At 73.2% G+C, this 14,217-nt stretch carries 13 protein-coding genes; 7 read left to right on the forward strand and 6 right to left on the reverse strand.

Features of this window, described 5'->3' with window-relative positions:
- The 4 genes from ACZ5SK_RS20540 to ACZ5SK_RS20555 form a co-directional block, all read right to left on the reverse strand.
- The coding region (locus ACZ5SK_RS20540; RefSeq protein WP_468576398.1) for an AAA domain-containing protein at positions 1–1,304 on the reverse strand (1,304 nt) is incomplete at its 3' end.
- Positions 1,301–2,896: a hypothetical protein gene (locus ACZ5SK_RS20545; protein WP_361700829.1), complete on the reverse strand. Its 1,596-nt coding sequence runs from the start codon at positions 2,894–2,896 to the stop codon at positions 1,301–1,303. The genes ACZ5SK_RS20545 and ACZ5SK_RS20540, both read right to left, overlap by 4 nt.
- Entirely contained in the window at positions 2,887–4,008 is a 1,122-nt protein-coding gene (locus tag ACZ5SK_RS20550) for a hypothetical protein (protein ID WP_334581332.1), read from the reverse strand. The genes ACZ5SK_RS20545 and ACZ5SK_RS20550 overlap by 10 nt, the downstream gene beginning before the upstream one ends.
- Positions 3,959–4,912, reverse strand: coding sequence for a phosphatase PAP2 family protein (locus ACZ5SK_RS20555; RefSeq protein ID WP_334579628.1), 954 nt, complete (start codon positions 4,910–4,912; stop codon positions 3,959–3,961). Before ACZ5SK_RS20555 ends, ACZ5SK_RS20550 begins: the two co-directional genes overlap by 50 nt.
- Before the next feature lie 226 nt (positions 4,913–5,138).
- Between ACZ5SK_RS20555 and ACZ5SK_RS20560 the strand changes: the two genes are divergently transcribed.
- Positions 5,139–5,732, forward strand: a complete 594-nt coding sequence (locus ACZ5SK_RS20560) for a histidine phosphatase family protein (RefSeq protein ID WP_079662045.1) — start codon at positions 5,139–5,141, stop codon at positions 5,730–5,732.
- A gap of 74 nt (positions 5,733–5,806) precedes the next feature.
- Here the strand turns inward: ACZ5SK_RS20560 and ACZ5SK_RS20565 are convergent, their stop codons facing one another.
- Positions 5,807–7,267, reverse strand: a complete 1,461-nt coding sequence (locus tag ACZ5SK_RS20565; RefSeq protein WP_334579629.1) for a hypothetical protein — start codon at positions 7,265–7,267, stop codon at positions 5,807–5,809.
- A 256-nt stretch (positions 7,268–7,523) separates the two neighbouring features.
- Here ACZ5SK_RS20565 and ACZ5SK_RS20570 point away from each other — a divergent pair, with 256 nt between their 5' ends.
- Together ACZ5SK_RS20570 and ACZ5SK_RS20575 are read left to right on the forward strand one after the other, a co-directional pair.
- Entirely contained in the window at positions 7,524–7,913 is a 390-nt protein-coding gene (locus ACZ5SK_RS20570; RefSeq protein ID WP_079662047.1) for a hypothetical protein, read from the forward strand.
- A gap of 371 nt (positions 7,914–8,284) precedes the next feature.
- Entirely contained in the window at positions 8,285–9,154 is an 870-nt protein-coding gene (locus ACZ5SK_RS20575) for a spermidine synthase (RefSeq protein ID WP_468157112.1), read from the forward strand.
- A 4-nt stretch (positions 9,155–9,158) separates the two neighbouring features.
- Here ACZ5SK_RS20575 and ACZ5SK_RS20580 read toward each other — a convergent pair whose 3' ends face one another.
- Positions 9,159–9,686 carry a hypothetical protein gene (locus ACZ5SK_RS20580; protein WP_334579631.1) on the reverse strand — a complete coding sequence of 176 codons (528 nt, stop codon included), beginning with the start codon at positions 9,684–9,686 and terminating at the stop codon, positions 9,159–9,161.
- A 144-nt stretch (positions 9,687–9,830) separates the two neighbouring features.
- Between ACZ5SK_RS20580 and ACZ5SK_RS20585 the strand changes: the two genes are divergently transcribed.
- From ACZ5SK_RS20585 to ACZ5SK_RS20600, 4 genes are all read left to right on the forward strand, one after another.
- Positions 9,831–10,538, forward strand: a complete 708-nt coding sequence (locus ACZ5SK_RS20585) for a response regulator transcription factor (protein ID WP_079662049.1) — start codon at positions 9,831–9,833, stop codon at positions 10,536–10,538.
- Positions 10,535–11,905 carry a HAMP domain-containing sensor histidine kinase gene (locus ACZ5SK_RS20590; RefSeq protein ID WP_468576400.1) on the forward strand — a complete coding sequence of 457 codons (1,371 nt, stop codon included), beginning with the start codon at positions 10,535–10,537 and terminating at the stop codon, positions 11,903–11,905. The genes ACZ5SK_RS20585 and ACZ5SK_RS20590 overlap by 4 nt, the downstream gene beginning before the upstream one ends.
- Positions 11,902–12,411, forward strand: coding sequence for a hypothetical protein (locus ACZ5SK_RS20595; RefSeq protein ID WP_468576402.1), 510 nt, complete (start codon positions 11,902–11,904; stop codon positions 12,409–12,411). The genes ACZ5SK_RS20590 and ACZ5SK_RS20595 overlap by 4 nt, the downstream gene beginning before the upstream one ends.
- A 176-nt stretch (positions 12,412–12,587) precedes the next feature.
- Positions 12,588–14,075, forward strand: coding sequence for a glycoside hydrolase family 18 protein (locus ACZ5SK_RS20600; protein ID WP_468576403.1), 1,488 nt, complete (start codon positions 12,588–12,590; stop codon positions 14,073–14,075).
- Positions 14,076–14,217 lie beyond the last annotated feature (142 nt).

The raw sequence follows: 14,217 nt of genomic DNA on the forward strand, positions 1-14,217 counted from the left end.
GCCAGCACCGCGTGATTCGCTTCCCAGCCGTCCGGGAATTTCACCAGGGTGCCCAGCTGGACCGGTTCCGTGGACGGGTAGTCGTCCAGGAGGTCGCTCACGCCTGCCCGGCAGACCACCACGCAGGCGTGCCGGTGGCGGGAGGCCAGGACGCACAGGCGGCCCGTCTCCAGGTGGAAGGCGGTGGCGTCGGGGCGGCCGGAGAGCGGGTGCAGGATCACCGTGACGTCGAACTCCATGCCCTGGAGGCGGTTCGCCGTGTCCACCGTGACGTCCGCGACGCCCAGTTCCGCCAGCGCTGCCCGTACCGCCGCCGCCTGGTCGCGGTGGGCCGTGCCGACGGCGACCCGGTCGGCGGTCAGGGCAGTGGGGGCGTCCGAGCGTTCGGAGGTGGCCGCGCCGCCTCGGTCCAGGAGTCGTCGCACGACCGTCGCGACCGCCCGTACCGCCTCCGGGTCGGTGCGGGGCGTGTGCCGGGCGGGCAGCTCCAGCAGGCCCCAGCCGGACTCCGCCGCCTCGTCGATCACCCGGTCGGTGCCCGAGCCGTCGGATGGCACGGCGAAGGACAGCCGGCGGTCGCCGTGGCCGGTGCCGCTGCGGAACGGCGTGTAGGGGTAGAAGGCGTCCGAGACCAGCGGCGCCGCCGACGCCGGGAGCCGCCAGGACACCGGGAGGCGGTGCTGCGGCAGCTCGGGGTTGTGGGCGAGGAGCGTCGAGACGGCCGAGGCCGACGGGTCGTACGACAGGCCCGCCCACTGCTCACCGCCGACGATCGAGAACGGGTCCAGCTGCCCCGGGTCGCCCACGAACAGCGCCCGCTCGAACAGCCCGGCCACGGCCAGCAGCCCGTCCGAGCGCATCTGGTACGCCTCGTCCACGATCGCGTGCCGCCACGGCTCGTCGACCTTCACATGCGCCCACTTGGCGGCGGTGGAGATCACCACCGGCAGCCCGGCCAGCTCCGCAGCCTTCGCCGACTTCCGTACGTTCGGCAGCTCCTCCAGCGCCTTGTCGTACGGGTCGGCGTCGCTGCTGTGCAGGCGGCCCACCGGCAGCTCGGGGTTCTTCTCGGCGAGCCGCACGACCAGATCGTCGACCTGCGCGTTGGTCTGCGCCACCACCATCAACGAGCGTCCTGCGTCGGCGAGTTCGAGCGCCGCGCGCACCACGAGCGTGGATTTCCCGGCACCGGGCGGGGAGTCCACGACGACCCCGCGCGCGGTGCCGTGCAGCGTGTCGCGCAGGATCGCGTCGGTGGCCCGGCCGGCGGCGGCACCGGGGTCGAAGACGGCCTCGGTGGTCACAGCAGGTCCTCCTGGGTCAGCGGGTCGGCGGCTTCCGGCACGGCGGCCGCCTCACTCGGCGGACCGCCGTGCGTCCACGGAGTGTCCTCCGGGTCGGGCAGCTTCGCGCCGCCGCGCTGTTCGTGTTCGAAGAGCGTGAAGCAGAGCAGGTCGCCCTTCTCGGGCACGGACCCCGCCTCGGGCTCCTTGCCGCGGCCCATCTTGTCGACGATCCGCAGCACCAGCAGGCCCTCCTCCACCTGCTCCACGAACTCCGCCGCCTGCGGCTTCCCGCCCAGCGACCGGAACACCTTCGCCCGCCCCGCGAGCTGCGGCCGGTCGTCCGTCCGCACGGTGACCAGCGGGCGCGGGCTCGGCCGCCTGCCCTCGCTGTACGCCATGACGACGTCGACGACCTCGCCCGCGAACGCCTCCCCGGCCAGCCGCCGCCCGGCCATCACCAGCGGGTCGTCCAGCGCCTCCTGGGCTTCCAGACGGGCCTGTTCGCGCTCGCGGGTGGCGAGCTTGTTCGCGGCGGTGACCGCGTCGTCACGGCGGGGCTGCGGGGGCTCTCCGGCGACGACCCGGTCGCGGTGCCCGGTGAACGACCAGCGGTCCCGCGTCCACCGCTCCTCGACGTGCGCGCCCTCCGGCAGCGCCCGCAACAGGTCCAGGCCGTCCCAGACCTTCTCCCAGGTGGGGAGCGTCCGGCTGCCCACCAGCGCGCGGATCTCCTGCTCGGCGGCGCTGAGCGCGCCCAGCCGGTCGTCGGCCTGCAGGCCGTCCTCGGCGGCGGCCAGGGCGGTGCGCGCGCGGTCGTAGCGCTCGATGGCCGGGGCGAGCAGTTTGTTGTCGAACGCCGGGTCGGTCGCCGGACCGGCCGGCGGGCACAGCAGCTGCCCCGCCGCGTCCCGCGCGAGCTCCGCCCGCAGCGCCGCCGCCGCGCCCGTCTCGCCCGCCTCAGGGGCGATCCAGGCGAGCAGCGCCCCCAGATGCTGGTCCTCCAGGCTTGACTGTCCCGTCGCCCAGTGCCGGCCCAGCACCTCGGTCAGCGCCAGCAGCAGCGACGACCCCGGCACCCGCGACCGCTCCCCGAAGTGCGTCAGCCACCGCCCGAGCAGCGGCACGCGCGCAGGCGCCGGATACGGCGTCTCGGGATCCTGTTCCGCCGTACGCCTGAAGCGCATGGAGCGGCCCAGGAGGCGGACGAAGTCGACGCCGGCGCGGCTCGGGACGATCAGCTGGGGCGCGTCGGCGCACAGCTCGACCTCGACCTTGACGCGCTTTCCGGTCTCCGGATCGGTCTCGTTGCGCTCGGCGGTCTCCACGGCGTCGGCGTAGGAGTCGATGTACGGCAGGACGATGTCGGACAGTTCGGCGAGGAACGCGAACCTGAGGTCGCGGTCGCGCGGCTGCGGTACGACGAGCAGGCGCGGCGCGGCCCGGTCGGTGCCGACCAGCGCACCCAGTGGCGCGCCGGCCTCACCGGCGGTGGTGAGCGGCACAAGGACCAGCGGCCGCTCGGAGAGGCGCCGGTGGCGGACGGTGGCGATGGGCTGGGCGCGGCCGGTGGAGACGGCCTCCAGGCGGGCGAGGGTGGCGATCAGTGACACATCGCCCCCACGGCTTCGGCGCGCAGCTGTGCGGCTCTGCGCAGGGCGGCCACCGCCGGATCGGTCGGGTCCCCGGCTTCGCCGCGGGCCGCCGCGAGGACGTCCTCGACGGTCGTCAGGCCGCCGAGTTCCGCGCGCACGGAGCGGCCCAGCGAGGTGACCGCGCCGACCGCGCGGGAGCGGTCGCGGCAGTGGAAGGCCAGCTCGCAGGCGGCCAGGCACTCGGGCGCGTACGTCGCCGGAACCGACTCGACGGCGGCCGTGAGCTGCTCCGCGGGCAGGTCGGGGGAGAAGCAGGCGCCCTCGGGGAGGGCGTCGGCGATGTCCTCGATGCGGGTGAGGCGGGCCAGCTGGCGGGCGGTGACCGCGCGCTGCTTGCGCACGTCCACGGCGGAGGCGGTGGGCAGGTTGGAGAAGTCCTTGGGGCAGACCAGGAGCACGCGGTGACGCACGCGCGGGGCCGGGTCGAGACGGGCGGCGACCTCTTCCAGGGCCAGCACATAGACGGCGGCCTGCCGGGCGGCGGCGCCGACCTTCGCCGGGTCCGCCGAACCGTCCAGCATCGGGAAGGACTTGATCTCCACGACCGTCCAGCTGCCGTCCGGGTGCACCACCACCGCGTCCGGCTCCAGGAAGGCGGGGGAGCCGGCGACGTCGAGCGCGATCATCGGGTGGTCCAGCAGCGTCCAGGTGCCGCTAGCCGCGGTGGCCTCGCGCAGCGCCAGCGCGGTGCGCGCGGTACGGCCCTCGGGGCCGACCGCCGACAGGTCGGGCACGGCGGCGCCGACGGGCGGAGCGGCGGCCGGGTCCAGCCGCTCGTGCACCAGCCGCAGCAGTTCCGCGCCGCCGTCCGCCTTCACCTTCGCCTCGAACGCGTTGCCGCGCGTGAGGGCGAACTGGGACTGTCCGAACGCCGACGGCGAACCCAGCGCGCCCGCCACCGCCGCCTTGTCCACCCCGGCGCCGTCGAGGATCGCGCGCCGTTTGCAGCCCGGGTTGGCGGCGAGCGCCGCGAGGGCGCGGGCGTCCAGCGCCTTGGCCGGTACGTCCGGTCCGCGCAGCTCAGCGAGCCGCTGCCGGAGCGCCGTCCCCCGCGTCCGAGGGAGAGGCATCCGGGTCGGTTCCGGGCCGAAGCCGTGGCTCGCGCTGCCGTGGAATTCGCTCACCCGGGGAAGTCTGGCATCCGCCACTGACAATCGAGGCCGATGCGGCGGGAGAGTCCGCCGGGAGCAGCGGGATGCGGGCCGTGAACCACACCCGCGCGCGGTCCGCGCCGCGCATCACCAGCGGGGTCAGCAGCAGTCCGACGCCCATCACGGCGGCGCCCGCGACCGCGTCGAGGAAGTAGTGGTTGGCGGTGCCCATCACCACGAGCGTCGTCACCAGCGGGTAGACGACGCCCGCCGTCTTCGCCAGGCGGGTGCCGCCGTGGCGCCACAGCATCACGCCGCACCACAGGGCCCAGCCGACGTGCAGGCTCGGCATGGCCGCGTACTGGTTCGTCATGCCGCCCATGCCGCGCGGGGCGCTCGCCTCGCCGCCCCACCAGCCGTACGAGCTGTACTGGGCCATCGTGTCCACGAAGCCGTGGCCCGCCGACAGCAGCCGGGGCGGGCAGGTGGGCAGCAGGGTGAAGCCGATGAGGCCCATGAAGGTGGACGTCATCAGCCAGGTGCGGGCGGCCCGGTAGCGCACGGCCCGGGACCGGAACAGCCAGACCAGGATCGCGGGCGTCACCACGTAGTGCAGCGACGCGTACCAGAAGTCGGCCGGCACGCCGATCCACGCCTGGGTTCTGAACAGCCGGTTCAGCGGGTGCTCGGCGTTGATGTGCAGGAACTTCTCGATGCGCAGGATCGCCAGGCCGTGGTCGACCGCCGTCGTGACGTCGCCGCGCGCGAGCAGGCGCCCCGCCGAGTAGCAGGCGTACACCAGCATGATCAGGGGCAGCTCGGTCCACCAGCGCAGCCGTGTCCGCGGGGCCGCCTCGGTGCCTGGTGTCTCGGTCTGCGGCATCCGATTGCCTCCCCCTTCTTGTCGCTGTGTGCTCGTCGCTGCGGCGCCGGTGGCGCGGGACAGGCCACTTTACGGCGTATGTACGCGCCCGTTACGAGCGCCCCGGCTCTCAAAGACGCTGAGATCGCCCGGCGGGTTGCCCCTGTTCAGGGTGAGCGATGATGGAGGGGTTCCGCCTCCGTTTTCTCCCCTGATCCCTCCAAGGGTTTCCCCGGAAAGGCCCCTTATGGCACCGCGCATCCTGCTGGCCCGGCACGGACAGACGCAGTGGTCGCTGTCCGGCAAGCACACCGGCAGGACCGACGTGCCCCTTCTGGAGGAGGGCCGGCGGGGCGCCAAGCTGCTCGGCGAGCGGCTGCACCGGGCGCCGTTCGACGGTCTGAGGGACGTCGAGATACGCACCAGCCCGCTGGCACGCGCGCGGGAGACATGCGAACTCGCCGGCTTCGGCGAGCGGGCCACGACCTGGGACACCCTCATGGAGTGGCACTACGGCGCCTACGAGGGTCTGACGCCCGCCGAGATCCAGGCCGTCCGGCCCGGCTGGCTGATCTGGCGCGACGGCGTCCCCGAGGGCGAGACCCTCGCCGAGGTGACCGCCCGCGCGGACGAGGTCGTCGGCTGGGCGCGCTCGGCCGAGCGGGATGTACTGGTCTTCGCCCACGGGCACATCCTCCGCTCCATAGGGGCACGCTGGCTGGGTCTGCCGCTGGACTTCGCGGCCCGTATCCGGCTGAACCCGACGTCGCTCTCGGTCCTGGGCTGGGCCTACGGCGAACCGGCGATCGAGAGCTGGAACGACCTCGGGCACCTCGCGTAGGGACGGCCTCGGCTGTCTCGGCCGCCCGGGCTGCCAGGCGGTGACGCGAGGGCGGCGCGAGGGAGCCGGGGGGTTCACACCGTCCGCGGTGTCGAGGCGTGCCGTTCCAGGAACGTCGAGACGCCCGCCGCCCGCCGGTGCGGCAGCAGGACCCGCGCCGTTCCGGCCAGCATCGTCTGGATCCGGGACGACTGGACCTGGTCCAGCAGGTCCAGGACGCGCATCCCGGCCACCGCCGCCTCGTCGGGGCGGCCCCCGCGCGCGAGGTCGTCCGCCAGCTCGGCCGTGTACAGCGCGATGTTGCGGGTGAAGTGCGGGTCCTGGAGTTCCGCCGCCCGTCCCGCGTGCCGGGCCGCGCGCGGCCAGTCGCCCAGCGTCGACCAGCACTGTGCCTTGAGCCCCTCCAGCTCGGCCGCGCCGTAGAAGCTCATCCACTCGGGGTCGTCGTCACAGGGGCCGCGGTCGTAGAGGGCCTGCGCGCGGACCAGGGCCTGCTCGCAGCCGGTGCGGTCGGCGAGCCCCGCCCAGCCGCCCGCCTCGCGCAGCGCGAGCAGCGACATCAGGCGGGGGGAGCCCAGCGGGCGGGCGACGCGCTGGGCGGCCTGAGCGGCGCGGACGGCCTCGCGGGGGCGGCCCGCGTCCCGGGCGAGGAACGCCGTGTTGCAGAAGGCGTGCGCCTCCAGCGCCTGGTCGCCGGTCATCCGGGCAGTGGCGAGGGCCTCCGCGTAGTGCGAGCGCGCGTCGTCGAACCGGCCCGAGTCGTGGGCCAGCCAGCCCACGGAGATGGCGAGCTCCCCGGCCCCGGAGTGGAGCCGGTCGGCGGTGGTCTGCCGGGTTGTCCCGGCGTCCAGCAGCGCGTAGGCGGCGCGCAGTGGAGCGGCCGCGCGCCGGTAGAGGCCGTCGGCCCCGTGCCGGTCGTCCAGCAGCCGGATCCGGCGGACCGCTTCTTCGAGGGCGCCCGCCTCGCTCGTCCCCGCGCGGCGCACGGGCCGTGCCGCCGCCGACGCGTCGGGGGCGAGCCCCAGGGGGCCCAGTGTGGCGACGGCCATCGTGGCGCCTCCGCCGGTCATGAATGCGCGACGCAGCACGTCGCTCTCCTCGTCGTTGTGGTGCGTGTCGTACGGGTCCTGCGTGTCATACGGCTCGTGCGCCCTGCCCGTCTCACCCGTGTTCCGCCCGTCACTCGTGGTGCGCTCCGGTCTTGTGGTGTGCGTGGAGGGCGCGTCCTCGGTAATGCGCGCCCCCCGTCCGCGAACGGACGAGCGGGGCGCGAACCCCAGATCGGTCAGCGTGCGGCCGGGGAACATGTGCAGGAACACCCGTTCGTACGCGTAGTTGGGGCAGCGGATCTCCCCCGCCTCGACCCGCCCGATGTAGCGCGCGTCACAGCTGACCCGCTCGCCGATCTCGCGCGCGGCCCGCCGTACGAGCGCGGCGAACTCGGCCGGCGAGCGCCGTCCACGCACCTGCCGGAAGGCGAGGTTGGGCCGGGCCGGCCGGTCGGGCCGAGGTGAGGGCACCGTTGACGACGCCATGGCCGGGTCCTCTCGTGCGAACCGTCGAACCATGCCGGAGTCGGGGTGAGTTGTCCGTGTGGCACCCTTGTTCCCGGCGGGCAAGAACGTACCTGCTGTGCTCGGGCCGTCATGCGCTGTTTGGCTACAAACCGGATATCTCATCCGTGATCTGCCATGAACTGCCATCCTTTGCGGCGGACTTCCGCCGTAGCCCTTGACGCCGTGCCGCGTTGAGCCTTGCGGACTACAGGCGGGCTGCGCGGTGGAGGCCGGGATGGAGACCAGCCAGAGCAACGATCCTTGTGTGCCGTCGGGGGCGGCGTGCGACCTAGTGACGGTGCCGACCCGGCAGGGGCTGGAGGCCGTCGACATCCTGCGGAGGGCATCGGCCGGGGACGGGGTGGGGCCCGTTCTGCACGACGACGGCGGCGGCACCCTCGGCTTCGTGGTCCCGGCCGGCACGGCGGCGGCCTGGGACGTACCGGGCAGCACCTGCACACAGACCGACGGCCGCGGACTGAGACTCGCCCCCGAGCCCCCGGTCAAGGGCTCGGACTGGCTGGTACCCCCCGGCGAGGCGGACCTCGCGACGGACCCGGCGGTGCTGCGCCAGGCGTTGGGCGAGGCGGCCCGAATGATCGAGGCAGCAGACAGCTGCCGCTGAGCCGCACCTGTCACCACTGACGAGGTGGGTGGGCAGTGGGCGCGCGCGGTGTGCTCGCGGCCTGCGCGGGCGTTGGGTGGGGCAGCCTCGGTGATCGCCGCGGCCGGCAGCTGCCGCTGAGCCGCAGCCGGTCGGCACGGGCGCGCCGGGCCGCTGCTGCCCCGCAGCCGGTCGGCAGTCGGCGCGGTACCCGCAGGGCGTCGGCGCCGGAGCCGCAGGCCGTTGTCGCTGTACCCGCAGACCGGGAGCCCGGGCCGTCGCTGCTGTCTGCGCAGGGTGTCGGCGTGGGAACACCGCTGCTCACCGGGGAGCCCGCAGGGGTGGCTCGGCTGGGCGCGCGGGGGGTGTTCGGGGGCTGCGAAAATGTTGTCATGGGAAAGTCCAGGAACACCCGGCGTGAGCGGGACGCCGAAGCCGCTGTCGTCGAGACCGTCGACGGCGGACTCGCCCAGCTCATACCCGACCGGGACCGGGCGCGGGCCTGGAGACTGCTCATCGACGGAGCTCCCCAGTCGCACGTCGACCTCGACGACCCCGCCCACCTCTCCTTCGAGTACCAGCGCCGCCTCGGCCACGTCATCGACCTCACCGCACCGCCCGCCAAGCCCCTGCACGCAGTGCACCTCGGCGGCGGCGCTTTCACCCTCGCCCGGTACGTCGCCGCCACCCGCCCCCGCTCCACCCAGCAGATCGTCGAACGGGACGCGGCCCTCGTCCAACTGGTGCGCAGAGAGCTGCCGTTGGACCCGGGGGCGCGGATCAGGGTCAGGTCGGCCGATGCGCGCGAAGGGCTCGCCAAGGTGCCCGACGGGTGGGCCGACCTCGTCATAGCCGACGTGTTCAGCGGCGCCCGCACCCCCGCCCACCTCACCTCGACCGAGTTCCTCGACGAGGTCCGCAGGGCGCTGAGGCCCGGCGGGCGCTACGCCGCCAACCTCGCCGACGGCCCGCCGCTCGCCCATCTGCGCGGCCAGATCGCCACCGCCGCCGCCCGCTTCCCGGAACTCGCGCTGGTCGCCGACCCCACCGTGCTGCGGGGCAAACGGTTCGGCAACGCCGTACTCGTCGCCTCCGACCTGCCCCTGCCGATCGCCGAACTGACCCGCCGGGCCGCCTCCGACCCGCACCCCGGGCGGGTCGAGCACGGCCGCGCCCTCATCGACTTCACCGGCGGGGCGGTGCCGGTCGCGGACGCGTCGGCGGTGGCGTCCCCGGCCCCGCCGCCGTCGGTGTTCCGCTGAACCTCTAGTACGTGCCCACCTCGACGTGTGGTGGGCCGTCGTGCCAGGTGCAGAACACCGAGACGCGGTCCGCGCCGGAGCTGAACTCCACCCGGATCCATGACTCCGTCTTCCACACCTGCATCGACCAGCCGGCCCCCGGGGTCGCCGAGACGAGGGTCGCGGAGGCCGTGCCGAGGTCGAAGACGACCCGGCCGCCGTCGGTGTCGTAGCTCTTGACCGTGCCGGCGGGGGTGGGGGAGGACGGCTTCGTGGGGGTCGTCGGGGCGGGCGCGGGGGAGGTGCGGCTGGGCGTCGGGGACGCGCTGGACGCACTGGACGGACTCGGTGAGCGCGACGGCGGCCGGCTCGGCGTCGGTGTCGTCAGGGGTTTCGCGTCCTGGGCGGTCGCCTCGCCCACCGTCAGCGGCAGGGCGCGCGGCGGGTCGTAGGCCGTCCCCGCCATCACCGTGTGGACGCCCCACCACGACAGCGTGACCGCCGCGCCCGTGGCGAGCGCCCAGGCCAGCAGGTGTACGAGTCCTCTGCGCATCGCGGGCCATCTTGCCCCACGCGCCTCACCCGTGTCGCACAGATGTCCCCTCCACCACGCGCGGCCGCCATACCGGTTGTCCACAATCGCTTGGTTGTCCACAGGCCCGGATGGGGCTCGGCGGTATGGCGTAGGTTGCGGCGCATGGCAAGTGTGCTCGTGGTCGAGGACGACCAGTTCGTACGCTCGGCGCTCATCCGGCAGCTGACCGACGCCTCGCACACGGTGCGCAGCGTCGGCACGGCGCTGGAGGCGCTTCGCGAGGTCGCCCATTTCCGCTTCGACGTGGTCGTCCTCGACCTCGGACTGCCCGATCTGGACGGCTCCGAGGCCCTGAAGATGCTGCGCGGCATCACGGACGTGCCGGTCATCATCGCCACCGCGCGCGACGACGAGACGGAGATCGTCCGGCTGCTCAACGCGGGCGCGGACGACTATCTGACGAAGCCGTTCTCGGTGGAGCACCTGTCGGCCCGGATGGCGGCGGTGCTGCGGCGGGCCCGGCCCGGCGCCGGGGAGCCCCCGCCCTCCGCCGTCCTGCGGGTCGGCGGCCTGACCGTCGACCCGCTGCGCCGCCAGGCCGAGTTGGACGGCGTGCGCCTGGAGCTCACCCGCCGCGAGTTCGACCTGCTGGCCTTTCTCGCGGGCCGGCCGGGGGTCGTCGTCCCGCGCCGGGAGCTGCTGGCCGAGGTGTGGCAGCAGTCCTACGGCGACGACCAGACCATCGACGTCCATCTGTCCTGGCTGCGCCGCAAACTGGGCGAGACGGCGGCCCGGCCGCGCTATCTGCACACCCTGCGGGGCGTCGGCGTGAAGCTCGAACCACCGGGGGAAGCGGAGCCGGCACTATGAGGTGGGCGCTGGTCAAGGTCTGTCTGGCGGTCACCACGATGGTCGTGGTCGCTTTCGCGGTCCCGCTCGGACTGGTCATCAAGGAGATGGCCCGCGACCGCGCGTTCTCCAACGCGGAGCGGGAGGCCGCGGTCGTGGTCCCGGGGCTGTCCATCACGACCGACCGCGACCAGCTGGAGCGGGTCGTCGCCTCGGCCGGTTCCGACGACGGCATGGCCGTGCACCTGCCGGCGAGCGACGGCCGCGCCGCCGTCGACCTCGGCCGGCAGCGCGCCGCCGACCCCGACATCGCGGCCGTACGGAAACTGGGCCGCGTCTCGACCACCGAGGTCCCCGGGGGTTCCGCGCTGCTCCAGCCCGTCGCGCTGAGCCTGGGGACGGTGGTGATCGAGGTGTACGTCCCCGAGTCCGAGGTGAGCAACGGCGTCGGCACGGCCTGGGCGGTGCTGGCGGCGGTCGGGGTCGCGCTGGTCGTCGGCTCGGTGGCGGTCGCCGACCGGCTGGGCGTACGGATGGTGCAGCCGGCGCGGCGACTGGTCGAGGGCGCGCACGAGTTGGGGGAGGGAAAGCTGGGGGCGAGGGTCCCGGAGGAGGGTCCGAACGAACTGCGCCTGGCAGCGGTGGCGTTCAACGCCATGGCCGACCAGGTGGTCCAACTGCTGGCGAACGAGCGGGAGTTGGCGGCCGACCTGTCGCACCGCCTGCGTACCCCGCTCACCGTGCTCCGGCTCAACGCGGCCTCCCTCGGCGACTCCCCGGCGGCCGAGCAGACCAGGACGGCGGTCGCCCAGTTGGAGCGCGAGGTGGACACGATCATCCGTACGGCGCGGGAGGCGAAACCGCAGACGACGGCCCTCGGTCCGGGCGCCGGCTGTGACGCGGCGGAGGTGGTGCGGGAGCGGATGGCGTTCTGGTCGGCGCTCGCGGAGGACGAGGGCCGCAAGGTGCGCACGGCCGGCGTCGACCGCCCGGTCCGCATACCTGTGGCCCGCACCGATCTGGCCGCCGCCCTGGACGCCCTCCTCGGCAACGTGTTCCGGCACACCCCGGAGGGCACGGCCTTCGCGGTCGACGTCCACAACGGCGAGGACGCGGTGATCGTCCTGGTCTCGGACGCGGGCCCCGGCATACCCGACCCCCGGACGGCCATGGCCCGCGGCCGCGGCTCGGGCGCGACCGGCTCGACCGGCCTCGGCCTGGACATAGTCCGCAGACTCGCCGAGTCGACAGGCGGTGACGTTCGTATCGGCTCATCGGTGCTGGGCGGCACGGAGATACGCGTCTGGATCCAGCTGGACGGGCGGGAGCCGGTGCGCAAGGGGCATCGGGGGGCTGTGCGCAAGCGGAGACGGGCGGTGGTGAGGTGACGCGCGGAGAGGGGGAGCGGGCGGCCGACCTGCTGTGGGAGGACGTCGAGCGGCGCTTCGTACCGGACGGGTCGCTGCCCGATGTGTTCGTGCCCGGAGCGACGGCGCGGGACTGGCATGCGGTGCTGGACCTTGTCGCCGAGAGCGGCTGGGAGTGTGAGTACTTCGAAGGCGCCACGCCGCTTCCGGTTCCGTCGGCGGAGGCCGTGCTGGCTCGCCCCGCGGGCGCGGAGCGTCCCGCCCTGCATGTGTGGCCGACGGCCGACATGCTGGCCATCTTCCGCTTCTACTCGGACGAGGAGATCGACTTCGACGTCGATCTGCGGGAACTCCAAGGGCAGGAGCGGCTCGATGTGTTCTGCGACTTCCTGCGGTCGATCGGGAGGCGTCTGGGCAAGCCGGTGCTGATGTATCCCGAGAGCGGCGGGCAATGTCCTGCGTTGCTCGGATTCGACGTCGACGCCGACCGGGTGGTGCTGTTCGCCGACGGCCCGGCGGATCCCTGATTGGTCTCGACCTTTAACCGCCGCCGATGCCTTCCTTAAGCGCGCCGTAAGTTCGTCAACGCCCGTCCCTATCAGGCACTTTGCCCGTTTGGGGATCGCTAGCGTGCTGCCGCACCCCACGCCCGGATACCTCCGGGAGTGCGGGAATCCCCGTGAGCAGCGAAGGCAGGCACGTGATGGCGCGTACGCATCGGCGCAAGGTCAGTGGCAGGAACAGGGTCGTCGGGGGTGCGGTCGCCGCGGCCGTCGTGGGCGGCGGCGTCGTCCTGGTCACCGGTACCGCGCAGGCGGCCGGGGTGGGGGCCGCGTACACCAGGACCAGTGACTGGTCGACGGGGTACACCGCGCAGTACGTCGTCACCAACAACGGCGGTCGGGCGAAGGCGGAGTGGAAGCTGGAGTTCGATCTGCCGTCCGGGGCGAAGCTGAGCTCCCTGTGGAACGGGGTGTCGAGCGTCAGCGGGCAGCACGTCACGGTGTCGCCGCCCGCGTGGGACATCGACGGGCTCGCCGCCGGGGAGTCCGTCACCGTCGGCTTCGTCGTCAACGGCAGCGGGGATCCGGCGGGTTGTCTCGTCGACGGGGCCAGGTGCTCGGCCGGCGAGGGAGCCACGCCCGAGCCCGGCGGACGTCCGACGCGGTCCACGACCCCCACCTCTGGCCCGTCCCGGACCGCTGCTCCTTCCCAGACCCCTGCCCCTTCCCGGACGGCTGATCCTTCACCGAGCACGAGCACGAGCACGAGCACGAGCCCCGGCACCGGTGGCGCCGCCTCCGCCGGGTTCGCCCCCTACGTCGACACCTCCCTCTACCCGGCCTTCGACCTCCTCGCGAGCGCGAGCGCGACCGGCGTGAAGGAGTACACCCTCGCCTTCGTCACCGACGGCGGCGGCTGCACGCCGAAGTGGGGCGGGGTGACCGACCTCGGGAGCGACGGGGTGGCCTCGCAGATCGGGGCGCTCAGGGCGAAGGGCGGCGACGTCCGGGTCTCCTTCGGCGGAGCCTCTGGCGCCGAGCTCGCCACCACCTGCTCCTCCGCGGACGCGCTGGCGACGGCGTACGGGAAGGTCGTGGACCGGTTCAAGCTCACCAAGGTCGACTTCGACGTCGAGGGCGGTGCGCTGCCGAACACGGCCGCGAACACCCGCCGCGCCCAGGCGATCGCCAGGCTCCAGCAGCAGCACCCGGGCCTCGATGTCTCCTTCACGCTCCCCGTCATGCCCGAGGGGCTGACCCAGGACGGTGTGAGTTTGCTCTCCAATGCCAAGGCCAACGGTGTGAAGGCGGCCACTGTCAACGTCATGGCCATGGATTACGGTCCGGCCTACGGCGGTGACATGGGTACGTACGCCGAACAGGCAGCCACCGCTACTCAGGCCCAGGTCAAGAGTGTGTTCGGGCTCAGTGACAGCGCTGCCTGGAAGGCTGTCGCGGTCACCCCGATGATCGGTGTGAACGACGTCACGTCCGAGGTCTTCAAGGTCGAGGACGCCACTCAGCTCGTCGCTTTCGCGAAGTCGAAGGGTCTCGGCCGACTGTCGATGTGGTCGGCGACCCGCGACAAGCAGTGCCCGGGCGGGGCCAAGAACCAGGCCGACGCCACCTGCAGCTCCATCCTCCAGGCCGACTCCGCGTTCTCGAAGGCCTTCGCCGCCCTCAAATGATCAAGAAAGTGATCAGGGAGGCGGTGAGGGAAGTGATCAAGGAGGGTGGGGCATGTGTGAGCAATAGGTGATCAAGGTGTGTCGATCACGTTTCGACAAATGAAGCCAGCGGCTCTTGACGCACGACCGGACATAAGGCTGT

Source organism: Streptomyces sp. NPDC031474 (assembly GCF_055581185.1).

Coding starts and splice junctions, on each gene's coding strand:
- ACZ5SK_RS20555 (WP_334579628.1), bottom strand. CDS start 4,912: ATGCCGCAGACCGAGACACCAGGCACCGAGGCGGCCCCGCGGACACGG.
- ACZ5SK_RS20560 (WP_079662045.1), top strand. CDS start 5,139: ATGGCACCGCGCATCCTGCTGGCCCGGCACGGACAGACGCAGTGGTCG.
- ACZ5SK_RS20550 (WP_334581332.1), bottom strand. CDS start 4,008: ATGCCTCTCCCTCGGACGCGGGGGACGGCGCTCCGGCAGCGGCTCGCT.
- ACZ5SK_RS20585 (WP_079662049.1), top strand. CDS start 9,831: ATGGCAAGTGTGCTCGTGGTCGAGGACGACCAGTTCGTACGCTCGGCG.
- ACZ5SK_RS20570 (WP_079662047.1), top strand. CDS start 7,524: ATGGAGACCAGCCAGAGCAACGATCCTTGTGTGCCGTCGGGGGCGGCG.
- ACZ5SK_RS20575 (WP_468157112.1), top strand. CDS start 8,285: ATGGGAAAGTCCAGGAACACCCGGCGTGAGCGGGACGCCGAAGCCGCT.
- ACZ5SK_RS20565 (WP_334579629.1), bottom strand. CDS start 7,267: ATGGCGTCGTCAACGGTGCCCTCACCTCGGCCCGACCGGCCGGCCCGG.
- ACZ5SK_RS20580 (WP_334579631.1), bottom strand. CDS start 9,686: ATGCGCAGAGGACTCGTACACCTGCTGGCCTGGGCGCTCGCCACGGGC.
- ACZ5SK_RS20590 (WP_468576400.1), top strand. CDS start 10,535: ATGAGGTGGGCGCTGGTCAAGGTCTGTCTGGCGGTCACCACGATGGTC.
- ACZ5SK_RS20600 (WP_468576403.1), top strand. CDS start 12,588: ATGGCGCGTACGCATCGGCGCAAGGTCAGTGGCAGGAACAGGGTCGTC.